At 69.1% G+C, this 25,906-nt stretch carries 14 protein-coding genes and 3 pseudogenes; 10 read left to right on the top strand and 7 right to left on the bottom strand.

Features of this window, described 5'->3' with window-relative positions; genetic code table 11:
* Positions 1-6 precede the first annotated feature (6 nt).
* Together ACZ79I_RS25640 and ACZ79I_RS25635 are read right to left on the bottom strand one after the other, a co-directional pair.
* Positions 7-171, bottom strand: coding sequence for a hypothetical protein (locus ACZ79I_RS25640; protein WP_471499815.1), 165 nt, complete (start codon positions 169-171; stop codon positions 7-9).
* 27 nt (positions 172-198) lie between these two features.
* On the bottom strand, positions 199-324 hold the full coding sequence (locus ACZ79I_RS25635; RefSeq protein ID WP_471499814.1) for a hypothetical protein: 126 nt from the start codon (positions 322-324) through the stop codon (positions 199-201).
* 161 nt (positions 325-485) lie between these two features.
* Here ACZ79I_RS25635 and ACZ79I_RS25630 point away from each other — a divergent pair, with 161 nt between their 5' ends.
* The 8 genes and pseudogenes from ACZ79I_RS25630 to infA all read left to right on the top strand — a co-directional run.
* The gene (locus ACZ79I_RS25630; RefSeq protein WP_471499813.1) at positions 486-1,085 is read left to right on the top strand and encodes a hypothetical protein; all 600 of its coding nucleotides are present in this window, start codon (positions 486-488) and stop codon (positions 1,083-1,085) included.
* Positions 1,072-1,533 (top strand): CBS domain-containing protein, encoded by a 462-nt coding sequence (locus tag ACZ79I_RS25625; protein ID WP_471499812.1) that lies wholly within the window; start codon positions 1,072-1,074, stop codon positions 1,531-1,533. Before ACZ79I_RS25630 ends, ACZ79I_RS25625 begins: the two co-directional genes overlap by 14 nt.
* 322 nt (positions 1,534-1,855) lie before the next feature.
* Entirely contained in the window at positions 1,856-3,109 is a 1,254-nt protein-coding gene (locus ACZ79I_RS25620) for a cation:proton antiporter (RefSeq protein WP_471505212.1), read from the top strand.
* Entirely contained in the window at positions 3,106-4,404 is a 1,299-nt protein-coding gene (locus ACZ79I_RS25615) for an ArsB/NhaD family transporter (protein WP_471499811.1), read from the top strand. Before ACZ79I_RS25620 ends, ACZ79I_RS25615 begins: the two co-directional genes overlap by 4 nt.
* Positions 4,405-4,691: 287 nt before the next feature.
* Positions 4,692-6,761, top strand: coding sequence for a flotillin family protein (locus ACZ79I_RS25610; RefSeq protein ID WP_471499810.1), 2,070 nt, complete (start codon positions 4,692-4,694; stop codon positions 6,759-6,761).
* Between the two features lie 72 nt (positions 6,762-6,833).
* Positions 6,834-11,831 carry a DNA repair ATPase gene (locus ACZ79I_RS25605; RefSeq protein ID WP_471499809.1) on the top strand — a complete coding sequence of 1,666 codons (4,998 nt, stop codon included), beginning with the start codon at positions 6,834-6,836 and terminating at the stop codon, positions 11,829-11,831.
* 248 nt (positions 11,832-12,079) lie between these two features.
* Positions 12,080-12,205: pseudogene (locus ACZ79I_RS25600) on the top strand (CPCC family cysteine-rich protein); the annotation flags it as partial.
* 84 nt (positions 12,206-12,289) lie between these two features.
* Positions 12,290-12,502: pseudogene (infA, locus tag ACZ79I_RS25595) on the top strand (translation initiation factor IF-1); the annotation flags it as partial.
* Positions 12,503-12,702: 200 nt separating this feature from the next.
* On the opposite strand, the gene ACZ79I_RS25590 reads toward infA, so the two are convergent.
* The gene (locus tag ACZ79I_RS25590; protein ID WP_471499808.1) at positions 12,703-13,185 is read right to left on the bottom strand and encodes an SRPBCC family protein; all 483 of its coding nucleotides are present in this window, start codon (positions 13,183-13,185) and stop codon (positions 12,703-12,705) included.
* A gap of 592 nt (positions 13,186-13,777) precedes the next feature.
* Between ACZ79I_RS25590 and ACZ79I_RS25585 the strand changes: the two are divergent.
* A pseudogene (locus tag ACZ79I_RS25585) lies at positions 13,778-14,725 on the top strand (IS256 family transposase); the annotation flags it as partial.
* A 369-nt stretch (positions 14,726-15,094) separates the two neighbouring features.
* Here ACZ79I_RS25585 and ACZ79I_RS25580 read toward each other — a convergent pair.
* Positions 15,095-16,318 carry an RNA-guided endonuclease InsQ/TnpB family protein gene (locus tag ACZ79I_RS25580; RefSeq protein ID WP_471499807.1) on the bottom strand — a complete coding sequence of 408 codons (1,224 nt, stop codon included), beginning with the start codon at positions 16,316-16,318 and terminating at the stop codon, positions 15,095-15,097.
* 25 nt (positions 16,319-16,343) lie between these two features.
* Here ACZ79I_RS25580 and tnpA point away from each other — a divergent pair, with 25 nt between their 5' ends.
* Complete coding sequence (gene tnpA, locus ACZ79I_RS25575; RefSeq protein ID WP_471499806.1) at positions 16,344-16,760, top strand: IS200/IS605 family transposase; 417 nt, start codon at positions 16,344-16,346, stop codon at positions 16,758-16,760.
* A gap of 781 nt (positions 16,761-17,541) precedes the next feature.
* Here tnpA and ACZ79I_RS25570 read toward each other — a convergent pair.
* The 3 genes from ACZ79I_RS25570 to ACZ79I_RS25560 form a co-directional block, all read right to left on the bottom strand.
* Positions 17,542-17,973: a hypothetical protein gene (locus ACZ79I_RS25570; protein ID WP_471499805.1), complete on the bottom strand. Its 432-nt coding sequence runs from the start codon at positions 17,971-17,973 to the stop codon at positions 17,542-17,544.
* Positions 17,974-17,998: 25 nt separating this feature from the next.
* The gene (locus tag ACZ79I_RS25565) at positions 17,999-18,751 is read right to left on the bottom strand and encodes a hypothetical protein (protein WP_471499804.1); all 753 of its coding nucleotides are present in this window, start codon (positions 18,749-18,751) and stop codon (positions 17,999-18,001) included.
* Positions 18,752-19,251: 500 nt separating this feature from the next.
* Positions 19,252-25,731, bottom strand: coding sequence for an RHS repeat domain-containing protein (locus tag ACZ79I_RS25560; protein ID WP_471499803.1), 6,480 nt, complete (start codon positions 25,729-25,731; stop codon positions 19,252-19,254).
* Between the last annotated feature and the right edge of the window lie 175 nt (positions 25,732-25,906).

Genomic DNA, 25,906 nt, shown 5'->3' with positions numbered 1-25,906 from the left:
CGCGGCTCAGCCGGGTACCGTGCGTGGCCCGCGCCGTTCCGTCCTCTTCTTCGCGTTCGCCTTCGCGGTGATCGCGGACCCGGTCTCCTCGGTGGCGTAGGCGATCGAGGCCGCGTTGCGCGCCCAGCACGGCGACCTGGCGCTGCTGCTGCCGACGGTGAGCCTGGTCATCGGGCTCGTCGTGGTCGTGACCGCCAACTACTGGCAGCTCGTACGGCCCTTCCCCAGGGGCGGCGGCGCGGCAGCCGCCGCCGGGCGGGCCTTCGGCGCCCGCTGGACGTTCCCGCCCGTCGGCGCGCTGGTCGTCGACTTCGTGCTGACCATCGGCGTCTCGATCGCGGCCGCGGCCGGCGCGGTCGTCGCCCTCTTCCCGGCGCCGGCCCCGGTGCGCGTGCCGCTCGCGCTCCTGCTGCTCCTGGTGGTCGCGGGGCTGACCCCATACGACCGGGCACGCCGCGGCCACGACCGACCCCGGCCGCTCCGCCGTGCTCGCGGTGGTCCTGGCCTTCCCGGTCGCCATGGCGCTGGCCACCGGAATCGAGGCGCCGTCGACCGCGATCGCCCAGCTCGGCCGGCTCGACGACACCCACCGCCGCCGCTTCGGCCGCGGCACTCTCGCGCTGCTGCTGGTCATCGTCGGGGGCCTGACCCTGTCCCTGACCGCCCTGGCCGTCCGGCTGCGCATCGGCGTCCCGGGCGCCGATTCCACCCAGATCGCCGGCATCGCGCACGCCGCCGTGCGGCCGGCCGGTACGCGCGGTGGACGCGCGCGGGACGCCCCTCGGGCATCGAGGACGTCGAGGCGCGCGCGCCGAAGCGGGCTGAGGCCCGCGGGGAAATCAGCGGCCGTCGGCGCGGACGACGGGACCGGGCAGGCGGCGTGCCGCACACGGTGGTGGCCGACGGGCCCGGAGGATGCCGGGCGCCGTCGCCCGGCGGGCGGCAGAGGTCCGCGAGAGACACCCGCCGGCTGCCTCACAATGGCAGCGGAACCGCCGCGCGACGTCCGGCCGCACCGCATCCGCGCGACGCTTCCGGGCAGCGGGACACTCAGCGGAACGGGAGCGGGTCGTGCGGGCACGTGATCTGGCAGTGGAATACGAGACGGTAAGCCCCGCCACCGACGCGACGGCGGCGGCACGGCTGATGGCCGGGCACCGGCTGCCCGCCCTGCTGGTCGTCGACGACGACGGCACGCCGGCGGCGGTCCTGCCCGCCTCACAGATGGTCAAGATCCTGGTGCCGGCGTACGTCATCGACGATCCGACGCTCGCCGCAGTGGTCGACGAACGCCACGCCGACAGGCTCTGCACGGCGCTGGCAGGCCGTTCGGTCCGCGACTGCCTGTCGAAGAGCGACCCCGCTCCACCGGTCGCGGACCCGGACGCGACGGCGCTGGAGGTCGCAGCGCTGATGGCGCGGGCCCGCAGTCCGCTGGTGGCGGTCGTGGAGACGGACAAGGCCGGCCCGCGGCTGCTGGGTGTGATCACCGCCTCCCATCTGCTGGAGCGGCTGCTGAGCGCCGCCTCCTGACGCGGGCGGTCCGCCCGTGCGGCGCACGGCCGGGCGTGTGCGAGGCGATCACCGGGGTCCGTACCCGCCGAAGTCCGTACCCACCGGGGTCCGTACCCGCCGAAGTACCCACCGGGGTCCGTACCACCGCACCGCGCGGCAGCGCCTCGCAGCGTCGCCATCGGCCCGCGGTCTGCCGGGATCCGGCAATGTCCGCCCCCGGGGAGTGCGCACAAACAGTCTGCCAAAGACGCACCAAGGGCAGGTAAGGTTCCCCGCGGTGTGCCGGGAAGCCTGGTCGGCGAGCAGGGGACAGTTCTCTCTTCCGATCGGGGCGTTGGCCATGGTGCTGGTGGTGGTGTTCGGCGTCGCACTGCTGATCGCGGTGCTCTTGTCGGGTCTTGCGGCACGGACGGTGCTCTCCACCTCCCTGCTCTTCCTGGTCGGGGGTGCGCTCGTCAGCGAGGGGTTCCTCGGCCTGATCCACATCACGCCGGGCAGCGGGATCGTGTCCGTGACGGCCGATCTGGCGCTGTTCGCGGTGCTGTTCACCGACGGCATGCACGTCTCGCTGCCCAAGCTGCGGGCCAGTTGGAGGAACCCGGCGCGGGCCCTGGGTCTGGGCATGCCGCTCGCGTTCGTCTTCACGGGCCTGCTCACCCACTATGCGGCAGGGCTGGACTGGACGACGTCGTTCCTGGTCGGTGCCGTGCTGGCGCCGACCGACCCGGTGTTCGCCTCGGCCATCGTCGGACGTGCGGAGGTCCCGGCCAAGCTGCGGCAACTGCTGAACGTCGAGAGCGGTGTCAACGACGGGCTGGCGCTGCCCGTCGTCCTGCTGCTCATCGCCGCCGCCGGCCCGGTGGCCGGCACCGCGGAAGCCTCACCGGGGAGGATCGCGCTGGAACTGCTGCTCGGTCTGTCCTTCGGCGCCGCTCTGCCACTGCTCGTCAACGGCCTGGCGCGTTTCCGGCTGCTGGGCGCGGAGCCCAAGCTGCAGCCGCTGCTGCCGCTGGCGACCGGCATCATCCTGTACGCGGCCTGCCACCTCACCCATGCCAACCCCTACCTGGCGGCGTTCTCGTCGGGCGCGATCCTCGCCCACGTCTCGCCGGAGGCGAAGAGGTCCTTCGAACCGCTGGGCGAGGCGCTGGCGGAGCTGGCGAAGTTCGCGGCGCTGCTGGTCTTCGGCGCGCTGCTGACCCCGCGGCTGTTCGGCGACCTGTCGCCCGGAGGCTATGCGGTCGTCGTCCTGGCGATCGTCCTGATCCGCCCGGCCTCCCTGCTGCTCTCGCTCCTCGGCACGCGCATCTCGCGGCGGGAGAAGCTGGTGGCGGCCTGGTTCGGCCCGAAGGGTTTCGCCTCGGTCGTCTACGGACTGCTCGTGCTGCAGTCGGGCATCCCGCAGGCGGAGGAGGCGTTCACCCTGATCGCCGTCTGCATCGCCTTCTCGATCATCGCCCACAGCTCCACCGACGTGCCGATCGCCCGCGCCTTCGACGTCGACGACCTGGCGGGCATCCCGGACGGAGGGGACGGCGAAGCCGCTCCCCCGCGCGTGCCCCTGCAGACCCGCAAAGGACCCGGAGGACCGTGAACGACTGGCACAGTTGGGCGGCGGTCGTCGTCTTCGTCGGCGCCTACGCGCTGATCATCAGTGAGAAGATCCACCGCGTCGCCGTGGCCCTCGGCGGCGCGGGGCTGATGCTGGCGATCGGGGCGACCGACGACGTCTCCGCCTTCTACTCCGAGGACTCGGGCATCGACTGGAACGTCATCTTCCTGCTGACGGGCATGATGATGATCGTCGGCGTGCTGAAGAAGACCGGTATGTTCGAGTACCTGGCGATCTGGTCGGTCAAGCGGGCCCGCGCCAGACCGTTCCGGGTCATGGCCATGCTCGTCGTCATCACGGCGGTGGCCTCCGCACTGCTCGACAACGTCACCACGGTGTTGCTGGTCGCCCCGGTCACGCTGCTGGTGTGCGAACGCCTGACGCTGCCCGCCGCGCCGTTCCTCATCGCCGAGGTGCTGGCCTCCAACATCGGCGGCACCGCGACCCTGGTCGGCGACCCGCCCAACATCATCATCGCCAGCCGGGCGGGCCTGACCTTCAACGACTTCGTCCTCCACCTCGCCCCGCTCGCCGCGCTGCTGGTCGTCATCCTCCTGCTCCTGTGCCGGGTGATGTTCCGCAGGTCCTTCGCCTATGACGGGGACCGCGCCGCCGAGATCATGGAGCTGGACGAGCGTGAGGCCATCCGCCACCCGCGTCTGCTCCTCCAGGGCCTGATCGTCCTCGCCCTGGTCGTGGCCGGTTTCGTCTTCCAGCCCGTACTGCACTACGAGCCCAGCATCGTCGCCCTGCTCGGCGCGGGACTGCTGATAGCCGTCTCCACCGTCGACACCCAGGACGTCCTGAACGAGGTGGAGTGGCCCACCCTCGCCTTCTTCGCCGGCCTGTTCATCATGATCGGCGGGCTCATCGACACCGGCGTCGTCAGCGAGGTCTCCCAGAAGCTGGCGGCCCTCATCGGCGGAAACGAGCAGGGCGGATCCATGATCCTGCTCGGAGGCTCGGCGGTCCTGTCCGGGATCGTCGACAACATCCCGTACGTCGCCACCATGGCCCCCATCACCGCCGGCATCGTGCACGACATGGGCGGCTCGGGCAACCACGTCATGTGGTGGGCCCTCGCCCTCGGCGCCGACCTGGGCGGCAACGCCACCGCGATCGGCGCCTCCGCGAACGTCGTCGTCCTCGGGATCGCCGAACGCAACCGACAGCCCATCTCCTTCTGGCAGTTCACCAGGTACGGCCTCATCGTGACCGCCGCGACCGTGGCCGTCTCCCTGGCCTACGTGTGGCTGCGCTACTTCGCCCTCGCCTGAGCCCGGGGCTGACGGTTTCTCAGCGGCTCACCGGCATACAGACCCCCGTGAACGCTGCCGGGGACCGGCAATGCGGGGACGGGCCACGGCCGTGCATCATGCGGTGCGGGGAGCACTGCGGATGGTTCCGGTGCCGGGCACCGGCAGGTGCCCGGCACCCGGGCCCGACGGCGCCCGTGGCCGTGCACGATCACACCGCCTGAGCCCCGGCTCACCTCTGCCGGGGCCCCTGCCCCGCCTCCGACGGCCCTCCACTCCACCTTCCTCATGCCTCAAGGACGTATGCCATGGATGTCATCGGCGTGCTCGCCGCCGCCTGTCTGCTTCTCGCCGTCGTGGCGCTGTCCGTTGTCTCGCGGCTCTTCCGCAAGGTCGAGCAGGGCAAGGCGCTGATCGTCTCCAAGACCCGGAAGGTCGACGTGTCCTTCACCGGTCACGTCGTCCTGCCCGTGCTGCACAAGGCCGAGGTGATGGACATCTCGGTGAAGACGATCGAGATCACACGGGCCGGGCGGGAGGGACTGATCTGCAGGGACAACATCCGCGCCGACATCCGGATCTCGTTCTTCGTACGGGTCAACAAGACGGTCGAGGACGTCATCAAGGTCGCCCAGGCCGTCGGCACCGCGCGGGCCAGCGACCGGGACACGCTGCAGGAGCTGTTCCACGCGAAGTTCTCCGAGGCGCTGAAGACCGTGGGCAAGCAGCTGGACTTCACCGACCTCTACACCAAGCGCGAGGAGCTGCGGTACCGGATCATCGAGGTCATCGGCGTCGACCTCAACGGGTACCACCTGGAGGACGCGGCGATCGACTACCTGGAGCAGACGCCGCTGACCCAGCTGGACCCGGCCAATGTCCTGGACGCGCAGGGCATCCGGAAGATCACCGAACTGACCGTGGTGGAGCACGTGCGCACCAACGAGGCCCAGCGCACCGAGGAGAAGGAGATCACCCGCCAGAACGTCGACGCCCGCGAGGCGATCCTGGAACTGGAGCGCCGCCAGGCCGACGCCGAGATCAGGCAGAGGCGCGAGATCGAGACCTCGCGCGCCCGCGAGGAGGCCGAGACCGCGCGGGTCGTGGAGGAGGAACGGCTGCGCGCGCAGAGCGCGTTCCTGCACACCGAGGAGCAGCTCGGCGTCCAGCGCGAGAACCAGGCCCGTGAGGTCGCCGTCGCCGCGAAGAACCGCGAGCGGGTCATCGCCGTGGAGAACGAGCGCATCGAGAAGGACCGGCTGCTGGAGGTGATCGCACGGGAGCGGGAGACGCAGCTGACGAGGATCGCGGCCGAGAAGGAGGTCGAGGCGGAGAAGCGGGACATCGCCGAGGTCGTCCGCGAGCGCGTCGCCGTCGACCGTACGGTCGCCGAGCAGGAGGAGTCCATCAAGAAGCTGCGCGCCGTGGAGGAGGCGGAGCGGCAGCGGCAGGCCGTGATCATCGCCGCGGAGGCCGAGGCGCAGGAGAAGCTGGTCAAGGACATCAAGGCCGCCGAGGCCGCCCAGCAGGCCGCCACGCACCGCGCGGCGGAGGAACTGACCCTGGCGGAGGCGCGTTTGAAGACGGCCGATCTGGACGCCCGGGCCAGGCTGCGGCTGGCCGAGGGTGTCCAGGCCGAGGCGGCCGCCGAGGGGCTTGCGGCCGTGCAGGTCCGGGACAAGGAGGCCGAGGTCATTCAGAAGGCCGGTCGTGCCGAGGCCGTGGCCACCGAGGCCCGGATGCGCGCGGAGGCGGAGGGCACGCAGGCACGGCTGAGGGCCGAGGCAGAGGGCGCACAGGCCAAGGCCCTCGCCGAGGCGACGGCCATCGGCGAGAAGCTCAAGGCCGAGGCGGCCGGCCTGACCGAGAAGGCGGCCGCGATGGCCGCCCTGGACGAGGCGTCCCGCGGACACGAGGAGTACCGGCTGCGGCTGCAGGCCGAGAAGGAGATCCGGCTCGCCGGACTGGACGTCCAGCGGCAGGTCGCCGAGGCACAGGCCACGGTCCTCGCCACCGGTCTGGAGAACGCCGACATCGACATCGTCGGCGGCGAGTCGGTCTTCTTCGACCGGCTGTTGTCCTCCATCGCGCTCGGCAAGGGCGTCGACGGCTTCGTCGAGCACTCCCGGACCGCGCAGTCACTGGCCAGGCCCTGGCTGGACGGCTCAGCCGGCTTCACGGAGGACCTGAGCCGGATCCTCGGCTCGGTCACCACGGCCGACGTGCAGAACCTCACCGTCTCCGCGCTGCTGATGAAGCTGATGAAGGCGGGCGGCACGAACGCCGGACAGGTGCAGCAACTCCTCGACCGCGCGGGGGAGCTGGGCCTCGCCGACACCCCGCTCACCGCGCTCAACGGCACGGCCCGAGCCCGATGAACCGCGGTGCCGGAGCTGCCGCACAGGGGGCGGCAGCTCCGGCACCGACCTCGTGGAAAGGACGCACGATCCATGGCCACCGCCCCGGGAACGGGCTCGTACGACACCGTCGACACCGCACCGTACGAGGTGCTGCGCGACCGGCTCACCGCACAGGCCGCAGAACTCGCCGCCCGTGTGGAGCGCCTCAACGCCCGCCGCGTGGAGGAGTTCGGTGCCCCTCGGCTCGGCCTCACCGCTACCGCCCGGCTGCGGACCGAGCATGCCTGTGTGCCCCGCGATGTCGTCGCGGTCGGGGACTTCCTGCTGTTCGGCTACCACGGCACACGGCCCGGGCCGGCGGTGGGCGACGTCCTGGCGCTGCACGGCCGCGACCTGAGCCGGCTGCCCGACGACGCCGTGCCCGGGCTGCTGGACGACCCGGGCTTCGTACGGGAGTTCGCGGCCCTGCACCGCTACTACCGCCAGGCCCGCCTGCTCCGGCTGCGCCGCGCGGACGGCAGGCTGCTGGCCGTCTTCCAGACCGGCGAGAAGCCCGACGACATCCGGGTGCTGCGCTGGGCACTGGCCGACGACGGACGGGCGACGTTCCTGGACGCGCGCGGCGAGCGCGACCACGTGCTCCCGCCCTCCCACGACTTCGCGTGGACGGAGACGACCCGCGAGGACCACGTCCTGGGCCGTCACCCGCATGTCTCCGTACGGGGCGAGCTGTTCGTCTCCACCGTCGGCGGCGCCCTCACCGTCAGGACGGAGGACGACACCGAGACGGACGGGGGCATCCACAGCGAGCCCGTCGACGAGCCGCTGCAGTCACTCGCCGACGCGGACATCGCGCACGCGCGCGTGGGAGCCCTGATCCTGCTGAGGATCCGCCCCTACAAGGAGCACACGGACCGCTACCTGGTCTTCAACACCCTCACCAGGGCCGTGGTCCGCCTGGACGGCATCGGTCAGGCGTGCCGCCGCCTGCCCGAGGACCAGGGGATCGTGTTCCCCGGCGGCTACTGCCTGGCCACGGGCACCCACAAGACATACGAACTCGACACGGACGGCTTGGGGTTCGAGCGGGAGGTGCGTTCGCCGTACGGCGAGGACGTGCTGTTCGCGTTCCACGCACGCGCCGAGGGGCGCAGCCTGCTGCTGTCGTACAACACGATCCGCAAGGAGGTCGCCGGCCCGCTGTCCTGCCACGGATGGGCCCGGTTCGACGACGGCACCCTGACGCTGCTGCGGGCCGACGGCGACGGACCCGCCCGCGTGCACCCGCTCCAGCAGTGGACGTCCCCCTACGCCGCCGACACGTACGCCACCGCCACCGCCACCGGCACCGGCACCGGCACCGGCACCGGCCCCTCCCCGAGCCCTCGGCCACGTTCGCGCGGGGCGGACCCCATGGGCCGCGTCGGCAACGCCGACCTCGTGCGCGGCATCTCCGACTGCCTGTCCATCAGCCGTGCCGTCGCCGACACCACCCCCACGGTCGAGGTGTACGAGGCGCTGGTCGCTTCCTGCATCCGTGCGGCCGACAGCCACCACTGGCTCGGCGAGCCCGGACTCGGCGACCTGCGCACTCCGCTGGACGCCGTACGGGCCACAGCCGAACAGGTGCTCGCCGAGTTCCGCACCGTCCAGACGCTGACCCGCCAGGCCGCCGGCACACTCGACGAGGCCGCCGGCCGCCTGGCGGCGGTGGTCCGCCGGCTGCGGGGAGAGGCGCCGCGTGGCGCGGCCGCCTGGGTGGCCGGTCTGACCGAACTGCGCCACGCCCAGGGTCATCTGCTGACCCTGAAGGAGATGCGGTACGCCGACACCGCCCGCATCGACGAACTCGCCGCCCAGGCCGAGGCGGACCTGACCTCCTTCGGGCAGCGCGCCGTGGCCTTCCTGGCCCGCGAGGACGCCTTCGCCGGACATCACCAGGACATCGAACGTCTTGTGGCCGACGCGGAGACGATCGGCAGCGCGGCCGGGGCCGCGCCCGTCGTTTCCCGGCTCGACGGCCTCGCCGACACGATGCGCACGGTCACCGAGGTCGTCACCGGCCTCGACATCGCCGACGCCACCGTGCGCACCTCCGTCCTGGAGCGCATCGCCGACGTGCTGGGCGGCGTCAACCGGGCCCGTGCCCTGCTCGACGCCCGCCGCCGGAGCCTGCGCGACAGCGAGGGGCGCGCCGAGTTCGCCGCCGAGTTCGCGCTGCTGGGCCAGGCGGTCGCCGGCGCGCTCGCGTCGGCGGACGGTCCGGACGCCTGCGACGAGCAACTGACGGGCATGCTGGTGCGGCTGGAGGACCTGGAGTCCCGTTTCGCGGAGTTCGACGACTTCCTCGGTGCACTCGCCGACAAGCGCGCGGAGGTCCACGAGGCGTTCTCCGCCCGTAGGCAGACCTTCCTCGACGCCCGTGCCCGCCGCGCCGAGCAGCTCGCCGCGTCCGCCGCCCGCGTCCTGGACACGATCGCACGGCGCGCGGCCGCCCTCGCGGACACCGACGCGGTGAGCAGCTACTTCGCCTCCGACCCCTTGGTCTCCAAGGTCCGCCGCACCGCCGACGAACTGCGCGGACTCGGCGACCCGGTACACGCCGAGGAGCTGGACGGCGGTCTGAAGGCAGCCCGCCAGGAGGCGGCCCGCGCCCTGCGCGACCGCACCGACCTGTACGCCGACGACGGCCGGACCCTCCGGCTGGGCAGCCACCGCTTCGCCGTCACCACCCAGCCCCTCGACCTCACCCTGGTCCCGCACGGCGACGGCCTCGCCTTCGCCCTCACCGGCACCGACTACCGCTCACCCGTCACCGACCCCGGCTTCGCCGCCACCCGCCGGTACTGGGACCGCCACCTGCCCTCCGAGTCACCGGAGGTCTACCGCGCCGAACACCTCGCCGCCCGCCTGCTGAGGGAGTACGGCCCCACCGCCCTCGCTGAGGCCGATCTCCCCGCCCTGGTACGCAAGGCCGCGGAGGAGGCGTACGACGAGGGCCATGAGCGCGGTGTCCACGACCACGACGCCACCGTGATCCTTGCCGCCCTCCTGCCCCTGCACCAGCAGGCCGGCCCCCTGCGCCACGAACCCGCCGCCCGGGCGGCCGCCCAGCTGTACTGGGCGCACGGCACCACGGCCGGGGCGCGCCGGACGTGGACCCGGCGGGCCGTGTCCCTGGCCCGGGCCCGCGACACGTTCGGCCTGGCACCCGCGATCGGCGACCTGGAGGAGGAACTGGCGGAGGCGATCGCCGCATGGGACCCGGATGCCGAACGGCCCGCGTCCGCAGCGGCCGCGTACCTCTTCGACGAGCTGACGACCGGACCCGACGGCTTCGTCGTCAGCGCCGCCACCCGCACGCTGCTCGGCAGGTTCCGCCGTACGGTGGGCACTGCGGCCTACGACGACGACCTCGCCGCACTCGACGACCTCGCGGCGCGCCGCCAGTTGGCCGATGCATGGCTGTCGGCCTTCGCGGCCTCCACCGGCACGGACGCCGCCGCCGGGGACCTGGCCGAGGCGGTGGCGGCCGAGCTGTGCCCGGAGCTGACCCGCTACGAGTCCGACGCCGCACTCACGGCCTCGGCCGCGAACCTGCTGGGCACCCACCCGCGCATCACCGGCCGCCGCCTTTCCCTGAGGATCGACGAGTTCCTCGCCCGGACGAAGCGGTTCGACGAGCGGGACGTCCCCGCCTTCCGCAGCTGTCTGCGTCGGCGTACCGCGCTGGTGGCCGCCGAACGCACCCGCCTGCGCCTGGACGACCACCGCCCGCGCGCCATGGCGTCCTTCGTCCGCAACCGCCTCATCGACGAGGTCTACCTCCCGCTCGTCGGCGACAGCCTCGCCCGGCAGCTCGGCACCGCGGGCGAGACCAGGCGCACCGACACGGGCGGCCTCCTGCTGCTGGTCTCCCCGCCCGGCTACGGCAAGACGACCCTGATGGAGTACGTCGCCGACCGCCTCGGCCTGATGCTCGTGAAGGTCAGCGGCCCGGCCCTCGGGCGCACGGTCACCTCGCTCGACCCGGCCGAGGCCCCGAACGCCACGGCCCGCCAGGAGATCGAGAAGATCAACTTCGCGCTCACGGCCGGGAACAACACCCTCCTGTACCTCGACGACATCCAGCACACCTCAGCGGAGCTGCTGCAGAAGTTCATCCCCCTGTGCGACGCCACCCGCCGCATCGACGGCGTGTGGGACGGCGAACCGCGCAGCTACGACCTGCGCGGCAAGCGCTTCGCGGTCTGCATGGCCGGCAACCCCTACACCGAGTCCGGCGCCCGCTTCCGCGTCCCCGACATGCTCGCCGACCGCGCGGACATCTGGAACCTCGGCGACGTCCTCGCCGGCAAGGAGGACGTCTTCGCGCTCAGCTTCCTGGAGAACGCGCTCACCTCCAACCCGGTGCTCGCCCCGCTCGCCGGCCGCGACCGCCGCGACCTCGACCTTTTCATCCGGCTCGCGCAGCAGGACCCCACGGCCCGCCCCGACCGCCTCGTACACCCCTACGACCCGGCCGAGGCGGAGCGCATCGTGGCCGTGCTGCGGCACCTGGTCACCGCGCGCGCGACCGTCCTCGCGGTCAACGCCGCCTACATCGCCTCCGCCGCACAGTCCGACACCACGCGCACCGAGCCGCCCTTCCGGCTCCAGGGCTCCTACCGCACCATGAACAAGATCGCCCAGCGCATCCAGCCCGTCATGGACGACGCCGAACTCGCCGCCGTCATCGACGACCACTTCACCGCGGAGGCCCAGACCCTCACCAGCGGCGCCGAGGCCGGCCTGCTGAAACTCGCCGAACTGCGCGGCACCCTGACCCCACGACAGGCCGACCGCTGGGCCGAGCTGAAGGCCTCCTACGTCCGTGCCCAGCCCCTCGGCGGTCCGGGGGAGGACCCCCTCGCCCTCCCCCGAGCCCTCGGCCTCGCCCAAGCAGGGGGAACCCCCGTCGTCGCCGCACTCGGCCTGCTCGCCGACCGCGTGGCCGCCGTCGAGTCCGCCATCACCCGCGCCGCAGGCCCACGCTCCCTGCTTGCGAGCCCCGACGCCCGACACGCGGCCGGGCCGAAGGAGCGGTGACGGTGTCCTCACCCGACCACCTCATCGACGCATGGCGCTGACCCCGCTCTACCGCCCTCCCGGCAAGGCGACCGGTCTCCACCGACCGACCACGACGATGACGGCATGAAGACCAACCTCAAGTAATGTCGAAGCGAAAGACCACTGCCCGACAAAACGGATGGCTCAGGCACTGGCCGGTCATGGAAACTGCCGGGATGAGCAGCCGCTGTCCGTGTCCCTGCTGAGGGCATCTCGCGCCGAGCGAGATACCCGGCTCGTACGAGATCTGCTCTGTCTGCTTCTGGGAGGACGACGAAGTCCGGTTCCGCTGGCCGACCGTGGCCGGTGGGGCCAGCAATGCCTCCCTGATCGAGGCCCAGCGCAACTACCAGGACTTCGGCGCCTGCGACCAGCGCGGCCGACCCTTCGTCCGGCGCCCGGCACCGGACGAGCCGCTGGATCCGACCTGGCGCCCGATCGACGCCACGCTCGACGGCGAGGGCAGGGTCGTCGAGTGCCTGCGCAGCGCCATGTTCACCATGGAGCTCGAGAACGGCCACCAGGTGCTCGCGCACATCAGCGGGAAGATCCGCAAGAACTACATCAAGATCATGCCGGAGGACCGGGTGCTGGTGGAGCTCCCGCCGTACGACCTGACGCGCGGCCGGATCGTGTTCCGGTACCGGAACCAGCGGCGGCCGGCGCCCTCCGCGGTGGCTGATCCGGGGCCCCGGTCACGGCGTTTCCGTGACCGGGGCCCCGACGACGGCTCGCACGGCCGCGGCGGCCACCGCTCCAGCCGCCGCCAGCCAGTCCGGGCCCGGGCCGAACCCCGCTGCCATGGGCAGCAGTTGGCAGGATCAACGGCCACGACATTGCAGGACCCCGATTATGACCTTCCCTGTTCCTTCTCCAGCGCCTCCTTCAGGCGCTGGAGGGTGACCTTCATGGTCGTGCGGTTGTGGGCCGTGCGATCCTTGATTCCTGTGATGTACGGACCGACAAAGTTGAGGATGCGGTTGCGCTGGTCGGTCCAGGTCTCGGTGACCTTGGTGGCGCCGCTGTCAGTGGCCTCGAATGCGTAACTCCAGGTGGAGACGGCCATTCCCGCAGCACGTACGGCGAAAGCGAAGTGGATTCCAGGATCTGCCGCGGTGACGGTGCAATTGGTCGACCAGGGGCGGGACTTCTCGGACACGTTACGGCCGGTGAAGCGCGTGCCCACGCGAACCTCGCCGACGTTGCCCTTGACATCGGCACCCGTGCACTCCGGACTCCAACGGCCCATGTCGGCGACGTTGGCGACGGCGTCATACACGACGCGCGGAGGAACAGCGATCTCTATGGATTCGGAAACTGCTGCTTGAGGCATGGAGGAATCCTTCGGCAGGACACGGTCACCTGGGCATACCCCGCGCATCGTACAGCCGGGCCCTCTCGCGACCGCATCCAGCTCAGTGCGCCCCGTCCTGGCCCCTGACAGGCCCGCCTCCACGCCCTTCGTGCGGGTGCGTCGCCTTTTCTCCCAGGACATCGCCGCCCCCGAGTGTGCAGATCGGCGCCTTGCACTGCTCGTCGCCTTCTGCGGCGAAGCCGCCCGTACCCCATCTGACCAGGGCCGCCCCGCGGAGCGGTCCCGGCCGTTGGTGTGACGTCGCTAGGCTTGCCCCGTTACGACGACAGCCCATGACCGGAGGACTCCACGTGACGCCGACCGCCGCCAAGCCCGGCCCCCCGGCGCGTCGCGAGCACTGGTTCCAGCCGCACCGGTCCGGTTTCCGGTGGGAGCAGGAGGGCCTCGAGCACGTACGGCAGCTGATGCCGGACGCCGAGCCGTACCGGGCGTGGGCCACCTTCCGGTTCACCGGTGTCACGGGCCGGGCCCGGCGCCCTGGCAGGGTCTCGGAGGAGTCCGCAGAGCTGCGTGCAGCGCGGCGACGAATCCGCGAGGCCGCACCCCCATGGTGCGAGTCCGCGGCCGCTCCCGCAGACGCATCTCCATCGCCGCCCTGACCTGCTACAAACCAGGCCATCGGTCACGGCTGACCCACGGCGAGGTCTCCGCCCACCTGGCCGACGTCTACGGGGCGAACGTCTCCAAGCAGACCATCTCCACCATCACCGACAGCGTGGTCGCGGGGATGACGGAATGGCAGAACCGGCCGCTCGACGCGGTTTACCCGGTCGTCTTCATCGACTGTGTGAACGTGGAGATCAGGGAAGGGCAGGTCGCCAACCGGCCCGTCTACATGGCCGTGGCGGTCACCGCCGAGGGCCACCGCGACATCCTCGGCCTGTGGGTCGGCGACGGGGGCGAGGGCGCGAAATATTGGCTCCAGGTGCTGACCGAGATCAAGAACCGCGGCGCCGCGGACGTGCTGATGCTGGTCTGCGACGGGTTGACGGGGTTGCCGGACGCGGTCAATGCGGTCTGGCCTGCGACGATCGTGCAGACGTGCGTCGTTCACCTGTTGCGCAACTCGTTCAAGTACTGCGGGCGGCAGGACTGGGAGAAGATCGCGCGTGGACTGAAGCCGGTCTACACAGCGCCGACCGAAGAGGCCGCGCTGGAGCGGTTCATGGAATTCGCCGAGGTGTGGGGGAAGAAATACCCGGCGATCGTGCGGTTGTGGGAGTCGTCCTGGTCGGAGTTCGTGCCGTTCCTGCGGTTCGACGTGGAGATCCGCCGGATCGTGTGCACCGCCAATGCCATCGAGTCGATCAACGCCCGCATCCGCAAGGCCGTGCGCGCCCGTGGGCACTTTCCGACGGAGCAGGCCGCGCTGAAGTGCGTATATCTGGCGGTGATGAGCCTGGACCCGACCGGGACAGGACGGCGGCGCTGGGCGATCCGGTGGAAGCCAGCGCTACAGGCGTTCGACATCACCTTCGACGGACGGCTCTCGGCCGCCCGCCGCCAAAACCGACAACCGAGTTACACCACTGGCTGGACACACCCGGTCCTGGCGGCCCGCCTACGCGAAGGCATACCGAAGGGCACCGGACCCCACGCCCTCCGGCACCACTACGCCAGCCTGCTGATCAAGCACGGCGAGTCGGTGAAGACCGTCTCCGAGCGCCTCGGCCGCACCAGTGCGGCGATGACCCTGAAACAACTACACCCGCCTGTGGCCCGACTCCGAGGAGCGGACCCGGGCCGCCGTCGACAAGGCGTACGCGGACCAATCCGCCGATGCCCAGCCACAGGTCGACGAAGCGGCTTGACTTGCTCCTCGGGCTGAAGCCCGAGGATTCTGGCCTTCTCGATCGTTGCTGTGCCGCTACGCGGCACAGGGCCCGGTCGGGAGTCCGTGGCTTCCTGTTTCTTCGCGCTGTGCCAGAACGGGTTCTGGTCTTACCGGCGCTCCGCAGGCCGATACCGCCAGTCCGGCGGCCGTCTTTACGTTGATCGCGGCGTTGGTGTCCCGGTCGTGGACGGTGCCGCAGGCGGCGCAGAGCCATTCCCGCACGTCGAGGGGCTTGGGGCCGTCCTTGACGCCGCAGGTGGAGCAGGTCTGGCTCGTCGGCTCGAACCGGCCGATCCTCACCAGGATGCGCCCGTATCTCTGTGCCTTGTACTCCAGCATGGCCACGAACTTCGACCAGCCGGCGTCATGGACGGACTTGGCCAGCCTGGTGCGCGCCAGTCCCGTCACCGACAGGTCCTCCACGGCGATCCCTTGGTTCTCGGAGATCAGGCGGGTGGAGAGCTGGTGGTGGAACTCGTGGCGTGCGTCGGTGACCTTGGCGTGGGTTCGGGCGACCTTCAGACGGGCCTTCTCGCGGTTCTTCGAGCCTTTCTGCTTACGGGACAGCTCCCGCTGGGCCTTCTTCAGCTTCTTCTCAGCGCGGCGCAGGAACCGCGGGGAGTCGATCTTCTCGCCGGTGGACAGCACGGCGAAGTGGGTCAGACCCAGGTCGATGCCGATGGTCTGGTCGGTGTCGGACATCCTGGCCGCGTCCGCCAGTGGGTCGGTGTCGATGACGAAGGAGGCGAAGTACCGCCCTGCGGAATCCTTGATCACGGTGACCGAGGTGGGGGTGGTGGGCAGGGCGCGGGACCATGTGACCTTTACTGCCCCGATCTTGGGGAGGTTCAGGCGACCGGACTGGTCCAGGTTCCAGCGGGCGTTGGCGGTGAACCGGATCGACTGCCGGGAGTCCTTACGGGACTTGAACCGGGGCGAGCCGACTTTCGGGCCCTTGCGGGTGCCCTGGAGGGAGGCGAAGAAGTTCTTGTAGGCGGCCTCGGCATCGCGCAGGGACTGCTGCAGGACCACGGAGGAGACCTCGCCCAGCCAGGACCGGGGCTCGCTCTGCTTCGCCTGGGTGATCAGCTTCTTCGACAGCTCACCGGCCTTCGGGAACGGTCTGCCCGCCTTCCGGGCGTCCTCACGAGCGCGCACGCAGTCGTTGAACACGACGCGAGCACACCCGAACGCTTTGGCCAGCGCGGTGCGCTGGCCGGTGTCCGGGTACAGGCGGAAGCTGTACCGAAGCTGCATGCCGGGCACAATACATACTTGGGTTATGGGTGAGATGCAGGAGATCAGAACTGGTCGGCACTGTGCTTTCGTAATGCATGTTCACTTGGTTTTCGTGACCAAGTTCCGGCATAAGGTGTTCACCGATGCCCATCTGGCACGGATGGAGGAGATCATGCGGTCGGTCTGCATGGACTTCGAGTGCACACTGGTGGAGTTCAACGGCGAGGACAACCATGTCCACCTGTTGGTGAACTTCCCGCCCAAGGTCGCCGTCACCAAGCTGGTGAACTCCCTCAAGGGCGTCTCCTCGCGCCGTCTGCGCCAGGAATTCCCCGACCTGGTCCGTCACTACTGGCGGGCCAACAAGCTGTGGTCCGGTTCCTACTTCGCCGGGACCGTCGGGGGCGCCCCGCTGTCCGTGGTCAGGCAGTACATCGAGCAGCAGAACCGGCCGGTGTGAGCCCTGCCCGGCTCCGCCGGACAAGAAACCGCGACGCTCCGCGTCGCAACCATCAGATTCGCTTCACCACCGGGCTGAAGCCCGATGCACTGCGAATGAATCCCGGTAGCCGCTCCCCCGCGCGCTGACCGAAGTCAGCACGCTGCGGACTCTGCGCGGACCGCAAAGGCCGCCCAACCCGCTCCGTCGCAGGTCAGACGGCCTTTCGCCGAACGTATTAGACGTTGAAGCGGAACATCGACGACTCGGCTGTCACCTGCAGCGATCGCCCATCGTGGGGCCGCGATCCAGCGGCGATCCAGCACGCGAACACATCCGCGCAGCGGCGCCCGTTCAGCGCCTGAACACGCGCCGTCCCACCACCGAGACGCCGGTGCAGCACCACCCGCCTACCAGCCTCATCCAGACAGTCCTCACCCCGCCTCAACTCCGCAAGCCGAGGCGGGGAAGGGCTCAGGAGCTCATCCGTGGTGGTTCCCGGACCATGATCTCGTACGCGGTCAAGGCCGATTGCAGCACTTGAGAATCCGCAACTTCGTGACTACTCAGGACCGTCGGCGACCTGTCTGGAGGATTAGCCGTCGGGTCGTTCGTGGGCTCCGCCAGTCGCAGGGAGCCGTCGCACTACGACTTGGTGCGGGTGATCGCCGGTCCTTCAGACGGAGTTGAAGCAGGTCCGGGCCGAATTGTCCGAAGTCAGGGTCGAGAATGACCGAGTTGAACGACTTCACCGCGCAACCACCGCCACCGAATCGCCCGGGAAAATGACGCCGAATCCACCCTATGGAGAATCCCGCGCCTCGACTTCCAATAGACCAAGCGGCTCAAATAGGGGCACCAATTTCTCCAAATACCAACCAATGTCACAAAACCGAGAAGGGCCTGGCAGATATTTCGGATTAATATTGATTACATAGGAGATCGAAGTGCGACCCGGATGAAATAGAACATCCCCTCCGCACTCCTCCCCCGGGAAAAGAAGCGTAATTCCAACGACCCGATCATCCCACCGCGACTCTGCCATCTTGGAGATGACTTCATCTAGCAGAGAAGCCTGAGCCGTCTGCCAGTCGAACATTCCATCTTCATCAATCAGATAGGTCACCTCACCTGTCACTGAAGGCCTCACGCCCGCCTCCAGCAGGGTGCGTAGCATCACGGGAATGTCGATCGGCCCATTGAACGTAAAGTCAACGTCTACAGATCTGGTCACAACTTCACACCCTCTCCGGCCGAAGTCACCTTGAGATCACTTCCCATGGAATACCCTTCTTGCTGAGCCAGTTCGTAATCTGTCCGGGAATAGGATTCTCCGATATCACCTTGTAGTCGACTCCCTGCTCAGCTGCAATCCTGGCCTTCTGCCCCTCAGTAGAGTAAAACTTACTCAACCGCTTAGGGTTCTTGAGAGTGTTTTCGAAGAAACTTCCCGACTTTGCCTCGTACCATGTCCCCCTTCCCGTCGCAGGGTCTACATATGCGCCATCAAACTGGCGCCCTTTCTCAGAGAATCCCCCACCTCCACCAAGCTTCTCCTGCAGGAACTCTTCGTATGCATCACCATATTCTTGCGCCGCCCGACCACCGCTCGCCTCCCCGTCCGCTTCCCTGAATGCCTTGCCCAGTCCGTCGTTGATGCGTCCGATGCCGTCCGCTGTGCCGGTGGCGCCGACTCCGACCAGTGTTACGCCGGTTGCGGCGACGGGGGCGCCGGCGAGGCAGCCGACGCCGGTGAGGCACAGGCCGAGACCGGCGACGGTGGCGTCCCCGCCGATGCCCATGAGGATCATGCTGCCTGCGGTTTCCGCGGAGCCCCACCAGATCTCGGGCTGGGAGAAGATCGCGGAGCCGTAGTCGACGGCATCCGACAGCCATCCCCACGAGGAGCCGCCACTCTTCTGATGGCCGCCGCTGCTGGTCTTGCCGGTGCTGCTGGTGGCGGCGGTGCCCTTGGAGGGATCGGCCTTGCCCGTGCGGGGGTCGTAGCCCACGTCCTTCTGGACCGTCTTGGAGCAGTCGGCCAGGTCGTACTGGCAGCCGGTCTTGGAGCCGATTTCGAAGGAACCCGACCCCGCTGACTGGAAACCTAAATCCCCAGGTGCGGAGTACGTCGTTCAACGAGCGGAACTGCCCTCAGAACGGCGGCGTTCAAGGTACTCTCGCCCCCACCCGAGGAATCCATCTTCATCGTCCACCACGCAGGGCCACCGCTCACACATCGCCGCCACGATCATAGCGGCGACCTCTATTGATCGATAGTCGATGATGAAGCCCACCCATCGTCCGAGGAGTCCACTTACAACGGAAAGCTCACTCGGCTCATACTGTCTCTCAAGCTCGCCATCCGAGTCTCTTTCGATCCACGCAAGCGCCCCTTCACACGACACGGTGATGCGACTGTCTCGAAATTCCACATACATTCCGGAGGCGAGCAATTGGTCGCGGACGTCCTGAGAGGTCACGCTTCGTGGCACACATGCGATCAGTGAATTCACGGTGCCACCACCGCCAGGAGGTCGTCCATCGACGTCACACCAATTCCGCCGCGGCTGTTCACTTCCTTGATCACACTCGGACGCAGCTTCGGGCCGTAGACGATCACTGGCTTGCCCGTCCCCTCCTGAGTTCGTGTCACCTGGGCCCCGGCGCCCTTCCCGGGACCTGCCTTAACTTGAATAACAGCGTTCTTAAGCTCAATGTCGAAATCGGTCAGAGTGGACCCATCAGAGCGATTGACTGGAACGTTGACGTCCTCAACCAAGCCAGGGTACTTCGCCTCGATCTCGTTAGCCACATCGCCCACGAGCGGATCGTCGGAAGTAAAAGTTCTCGACCCAGCGGAGGAACCGGAAGATTCGCTGCTTGCCTCCGAGAATGCCTTTCCCAGTCCGTCGTTGATGCGTCCGATGCCGTCCGCTGTGCCGGTGGCGCCGACTCCGACCAGTGTTACGCCGGTTGCGGCGACGGGGGCGCCGGCGAGACAGCCGACGCCGGTGAGGCACAGGCCGAGACCGGCGACGGTGGCGTCCCCGCCGATGCCCATGAGGATCATGCTGCCTGCGGTTTCCGCGGAGCCCCACCAGATCTCGGGCTGGGAGAAGATCGCGGAGCCGTAGTCGACGGCATCCGACAGCCATCCCCACGAGGAGCCGCCACTCTTCTGATGGCCGCCGCTGCTGGTCTTGCCGGTGCTGCTGGTGGAGGCTGTACCGGCGTACCCGGGTGCTACTCCGCCGCCGGTCGGGTTGCCGTTCTTGGACCTGCTGCCATCGCCGTGAGTGACGACGCCGTTGCCGCAGCCCGCATCGAACCCGCGGCCGCAGGCCAGCCCTTCACCGGTGGAGTCGACGAAGGTGGCGGGATTGTTGGCGCTGTAGGTGTAGCCGTTGAGAGTCTGCGGTTTGTCGGTCTCCAGGAGTGGGTCGACGCTGATGAAGCGGCCGGTGGTGGGGTCGTATTCGCGTGCGCCGATGTGGGTGAGGCCGGTGGTGGTGTCGGTGGACTTACCGAGGAAGGCCTTGTCGTCGGGCCAGGCGCCGGTGCCGCCGGAGCGTGGGGCTCCGAAGGGGGTGGTGTAGCGCTTGGTGATCGCCTGCGTGGTGGCGTCGACGGCCAGGCTGCTGGTGCCGTGCTGGTCGGCGGCGAGCCAGGAGAGGGTCTCGGTGCCGGTCTGGTTGGTGCGCAGGGCGATGGTAAAGCCGTCGGCGGTGTAGTAGCGCTGGGCCCAGTACTTGGCGGTCGGGGTGGAGGTGTCGAGGTGGACCTCGGTGCCGCCGTCCAGGTAGAGGACGGTCTCTGCGCTGGTGTTGCGGCGGATCAGGAGGGCGCCGTCGGCGTCGTAGATGTGGCTGGTGGTGCTCTTGGTGGTGCCGGAGCTGGTCTTTTCGGTGAGGGTGTCGAGCCGGCCTTCGGGGTTCCAGGTGAGGGTCTGGGTGTCGGGGCCGTTAGGGCGGGCGGTGGTGTTGCCGGTGTTGTCGTAGGCGTAGGTGGCGGTGACGCCCGTGCAGGAGGAGGCCGTGGTGGTGGCGGTCAGTGCGTGGGGCCGGCCGGCGTTGTAGCAGTAGGTGTTGGTGGTGTCGCCGGCTGACGTGTGGGTGGTCTCTGTGGTGCGCAGGCCGCTGTCGGTGTAGGTGTACGAGGTCCAGTAGGGGCTCGCGCCGGCGAGGTTGGCGGTGGTGCGGCCGGAGGTGGAGCAGTCGGCGGTGGTGGGGGTCCAGGCCTCGGTCAGGCGCCGGTGTCCGTCGTAGGTGAAGCACTGGTTGTCGGCCTTGCCGGTGCCGCCGAGGGTGGTGGGGTCGGTGATGGCGGTGACGTTGCCCGCGTCGTCGTAGGTGTAGTTCAGTTCCTGCAGTTCGTAGTTGTGGGTCTGGTCGGTGACGGCGGACTGCTTGAGCCGGTCGGTGCCTTCCTCCCAGGTGTTGGTGATGTACGCCTTCTTGATGCCTTCGGCTGCGGACGTGCCCAGGGTGAGCTGCTGGATCCGGCCGGTGGCCGAGTAGCTGGCGCCCAGCAGGTAGTCACTGGTGCCGGCGACGTCGGTGGGCAGGCCGACGTTGTTGTAGTGGGTGACGGTCTTTTCTGCGGCCAGGCCCGCGGCGGCGGGTTCGGAGATGTACTGCTGGGTGCCGCTGAGGTTGTAGTACGTCGAGAACGACAGGGTGGAGGCGACGGCGCCGGAGGTGACCAGGGCGTCGGTGGAGGGCAGGACCAGCTGGGTGGTGGTGGGCCGGTACAGGCTGTCGTAGGCGGTGACCTTCCGGGTGTAGGCCGTGCCGGTCACGCCGCCGACGTAGCTGGTGGAGGAGTCCAGCTGTCCTTTGGCGAGGGTGTCGTAGGCCCAGTGGGCGAGTTTGTTCGCGTCGGTCTTGGAGGTCTGCCACTGGTCGGTCCTGCGGCCGAGTTGGTCGTAGCCGTACAGGAGGGTGGTGTTGCGGGAGTCCGTGGTGGTGGCGACCTGGTCCAGGTCGGTGTACGACGTGGTGGCCGTCCCCTTGTCCGGGTCCGCCGCCGTGACCTGGCGGCCGAACAGGTCGTAGGTGTAGGACCACTGGGTGCCGTCAGGGCCCGTGATCGTGTCCGGCTTGCCGTCGCGGGTGTAGGTGTAGGTCGTGGAGGTGTAGGCGGCGCCGACGCCCGCGCCGTAGGCGGTGTCGGCCGGGCTGGTGCCGGAGTACTCGCGCTGTTCGGTGGTGCGGCCGAAGACGTCGGTGAGGGTGCGGACCGCGGAGCCGCCGGTCAGGGCGGTGGTGGCGGTGGAGTCACCGGTGTAGCTGGTGGTGGTGGACCACTTGTTGACACCGTAGACGTACAGGGTGCTGGTGGTCGGGCGTTCGGCGCCGTCGAAGACGGTGTCGGTCTGCTTCGGCGCGCCGCCGTATCGGGCCCTGGCGTAACTGCCGGATGGGGTCGCGGTGGAGTCGAAGACGTCGGCGTAGGTCTCGTAGGCCAAGCCGCGGCTGTCGTAGCGGGTGTCGGTCAGCAGTCGGCCGCCGTTGGCGGTCGGGGACTGGGTCTGCAGTGGTCGCAGCAGCGAGTCGTAGATCGTGTAGGTGGTGTTGTAGACGCCCTCGGCGAGGATGGTCGAAGTGGCGGACCAGGACGGGGCGCTGTTGCTGACGGAGTAGGCGTAGGTGTAGTTGGCGCCGTATCCGGCGGCGCGGAGGTGGTTGGGCAGCCAGGTGGCGGTCACGCGGCCCAGGGCGTCATACGTGGACTCGGTCGGCTTGTTGTTGACGTCGTAGGACTTCACGGTCGTGCCGCGGGCGTAGTCCAGGTAGGTGTACGTCTTCTGGGTCTTGGCGTTGGTGACCGTGATCTTGGTCAGCGGCCCCGTGGTGGTCGGGGTGTAGGCGGTGGAGGTCGGATTGCCTGCCGCATCGGTCACGCTCGTCGGTCGGCCCAGGCTGTCGTAACCCGTCTTGGCGACGGTCTGCCAGGACGTGGGGTACCGCTCGCCGTTCGTGGCCGTGGCGGGGTAGGCGGAAGCACGTCCACTCCAGGTGGCGTCGCCGAGGGTCGGTGTCTGGGAGGCGGTCCAGGAGGTGGCGGTGGGGGCGTCGTAGACGGCGGCGGTGTCGGACAGCACGTCCCCGCGGGTACTGGAGGAGGCCGGCAGGTTCAGGGCGGTCTCGGTGGTGGAGCATACTCGGCCGACGACCCGGGTGCGGGAGACCAGGGAGTTGATGCCCAGGCTGTCGTTGCGGGCGTACCAGGTGCGGGTGCAGGTCTCGTCGCCGCTGAGGCCGAGCTGGCCGGAGTCGTTGACGCTGACGGGCATGCCGTAGCCGTCGAAGCTGGTGTTCACGCTGTGGGTGCGCCAGCTGGAGGTGGCGGTCAGGTAGGTGGACGTCTCGGTCTTGTACGTGCGGATGAAGTACGCCTCGATGCTGGCGTACGACTTCTGCTGGCTGGCCGTGAGATGGGACCACGGGTAGTTGACCGTCACGGAGACAGGCGCGGAGCCGTTGTACGTGACCTGCTCGCGTGTGAAGCCCGCGAAGCGGTCGTAGTCGGTCTGGGCGGCCACGCTCAGGCCGGTGAAGCCGATGCCCGGGACGGAGACGGAGCGAGTCGTGCCGTCCTTCTGCTTGTCGCCGTCCATGCCCTGCAGGTACACGGTCACCGTCTTGGACTGCGTCTCGGTGGACGCCCCCTTGAGGGCCGTGACGGTGCGGTAGCCGCGCCAGTCGGACCAGGTGCGCTCCGTGGCCGGGGTGATCGGGTCGTTGTTGTAGTGCCAGGCCGGTCCGGAGTAGCTGTAGTGGTTCTCCATCGTCTCGCCGAGCCCGGTGGGCTCGGAGGTGACGACGTCCAGCACCCGGTACTTGTTGAACCAGTCCAGGGACGCCTCCATGGCGCCGTTGATGTGCCAGTAGACCGGGTAGCAGCTCATCGTGTCGTTGTCCTCGGACGACGGCATGTTCGAGCCGCGTACGCACTCCGGGTTCGACAGCGTCACGGTGGTGATCGCGCCGGTCTCGGAGGTGACACTGGCGATGCGGGGCCGGTTCAACGGCAGGATGTTGTCGGTGGAGGAGTCGACCCGGTTGGCTCGCATCTGGTAGGTGAACGCCACCGGGTCCAGGGAGATGGCGGTGCCGTTTCTGCCGGTGTGCTGGATGCTCTTCAGGACCAGGGTCTGGTCCGAGCTGTCCCCGATGTCGCCCGGGTCCAGGAACTGGTGGGTGAGCGCCCAGGAGTCGACCGTCGTGTAGGTGCTCGAGGCAGCCGACCAGGCATGGGTGTCGATGCTGGTGAGGCGCTTACGGGTGAAGAAGGCCGGGTTGGCGGCGTTGCAGTCCGCGCCGGAGGCGCAGATGGAGTCGAAGGGGACGTCGGGCCAGTTGGAGGCGGTGGAGGAGGTCAGCGAGGAGCAGTCGGAGGCGGTGCAGCGTTCGTCGTAGCCGAAGGTGACCTCGTCCGAGGCGGTGCCGGTGAACAGGGTGTCCTTGTTCTGACCGTAGAGGATCTTGGTGAGGTAGCCGCCGCGCGTGTACTGGGCGGTGCCGGTGGTGGCGCCGTTCTTGGCGTAGTAGTTGGTCTCGGCGGTGTACCAGGATGACATCGCGTTGCCGTGCGGGTCCACGACGTAGTCCAGGTTCCATCGCCACGCCTGAGCCAGGGCCCGGTCGGCGAAGGCGGATCCCTGATCGTAGCCGGGCTCGCCGGAGTCGTCGCCGAACACCGGCACCGTCCATACGGCGTTGGTGCGCTGGGTGTCCGCGCCCGGCAGCTTGTTCAGCCCGAACACGTACTTGGTGCCGTCGCCGGTGGTGACGGTCCAGTACTCGCCGTCGTTGTCGCCGTTGTCGGCGCCGGTGGAGTGGGTGACGGTGGAGGCGTCGTCGTCCTTCAGGTGCCAGGTGCCGGTGGTGTCGTCCTTCACCAGTTCGGTGGACTTGCCGTTGAGCACCAGCGAGGCGTTGTCGTACTTCCAGCACAGGTCGTACTTGCCGTTCTGGCCGTCGTCATCGCACGAGCCGTAGGACCGCTCGACGTAGGAGGACGTCAGGTCGAAGCCCTCACCGACCAGAGTCCCCTGGTTGTTCGTCGACGCCGTCCTGCCGTCCACGCTCCCGGAGTCGTACGACAACGAAAGCTGCGGAGCCGGTCCCGCGGCGGCCGGCGGGGCACTCAAGGGATACGACCAGGTGAAGGCACCCGAGGAACCGCCCGCTTCCCAACTGGAGGAGGCCGACAGCGGGCTGGCCGCATGGTTACCGGCGCCGGACGCCGACTCCCCAGATGATGTGGCGGTCACGGCCAGCACCGTGGCCGAGGACGTCGTGCCGGCGGTCATCAGTGAGGTGCGCGGCGCCGAACGCGAGGCCCGCACCGTGTCGGTACCGTGGCGTGCCGCGCCCAGGCTGACTTTGGCGGACAGCGTCTGTCCGCCGGTGTTGTTGTGCGAGCCGAGCGGAGTCTGCGTCCGGCAGGCGGCCTTCTGCGGTGTGGTCAGCACGCAAGCCGGGAGTCGGACCAACTGCAGGCGGCCAGACCAGTCGCCGCCGTAGGCGGAGGCGAACGCCGAGTAGTCCACGCTCACCTGGGCGGAGCCCGGCTCGGTGGCCGACGCCGTCAGCAGCACGCCCTTGATACCCGCTGCCCGCGCCTGCTGCTGCCCCAGAACCCGCACCTGAACCTGACCGGCGGCCAGGTTGGTCCCCCGGCCGGGTGAGACGGTGACGGGCAGTCCACCCGCGGTCAGCTGCGCCGCGCCCTGCCCGGGTATCCGCCCGGTCACCACGGCGGCGGTGGGCCAGGCGGTGTGCTGCTGGACACGTGCCCGGTCGGCTTGTGCCGCGTTGGCGGCCTTGGTTCTCGCGACCTGCTCACGTGTCTTCTTCGCGCCCAGGCCTGGATGCTTCTGCACCTTGTCGACCCGCTGCCGGGGCAGTTCCGGCTTGCCCAGGGCGCCACCGGCAGCATGAGCATCGGGCCCGCCCAATCCTGCCGGTACGACCAGCGCCATGCACAGAGCCGCGACAACAGGTGCCCGCCGACGCCGTACCACCTGCCTCGATGCCGGTGCACGCCACGGAAACAGGACACCGCGGGTCAGAGCACTGCCGATCCAACGAGCTTTCATGCCGGAACTCATGACTAGCCTCCCGCGACCGCTGTCGGCCGCCTGCGCACGCCAAGGG

This window comes from Streptomyces sp. PSU-S4-23 (assembly GCF_055632315.1).
This window is presented reverse-complemented; position numbering and strand designations above follow the sequence as displayed.

Excerpts from the sequence above, each read along its gene's own strand:
- ACZ79I_RS25640 (WP_471499815.1), bottom strand. The coding sequence starts at position 171 with ATGACCAGGCTCACCGTCGGCAGCAGCAGCGCCAGGTCGCCGTGCTGG.
- ACZ79I_RS25635 (WP_471499814.1), bottom strand. The coding sequence starts at position 324 with ATGGTCAGCACGAAGTCGACGACCAGCGCGCCGACGGGCGGGAACGTC.
- ACZ79I_RS25620 (WP_471505212.1), top strand. The coding sequence starts at position 1,856 with ATGGTGCTGGTGGTGGTGTTCGGCGTCGCACTGCTGATCGCGGTGCTC.
- ACZ79I_RS25610 (WP_471499810.1), top strand. The coding sequence starts at position 4,692 with ATGGATGTCATCGGCGTGCTCGCCGCCGCCTGTCTGCTTCTCGCCGTC.
- ACZ79I_RS25605 (WP_471499809.1), top strand. The coding sequence starts at position 6,834 with ATGGCCACCGCCCCGGGAACGGGCTCGTACGACACCGTCGACACCGCA.
- ACZ79I_RS25590 (WP_471499808.1), bottom strand. The coding sequence starts at position 13,185 with ATGCCTCAAGCAGCAGTTTCCGAATCCATAGAGATCGCTGTTCCTCCG.
- ACZ79I_RS25580 (WP_471499807.1), bottom strand. The coding sequence starts at position 16,318 with ATGCAGCTTCGGTACAGCTTCCGCCTGTACCCGGACACCGGCCAGCGC.
- tnpA (WP_471499806.1), top strand. The coding sequence starts at position 16,344 with ATGGGTGAGATGCAGGAGATCAGAACTGGTCGGCACTGTGCTTTCGTA.
- ACZ79I_RS25560 (WP_471499803.1), bottom strand. The coding sequence starts at position 25,731 with ATGGCGCTGGTCGTACCGGCAGGATTGGGCGGGCCCGATGCTCATGCT.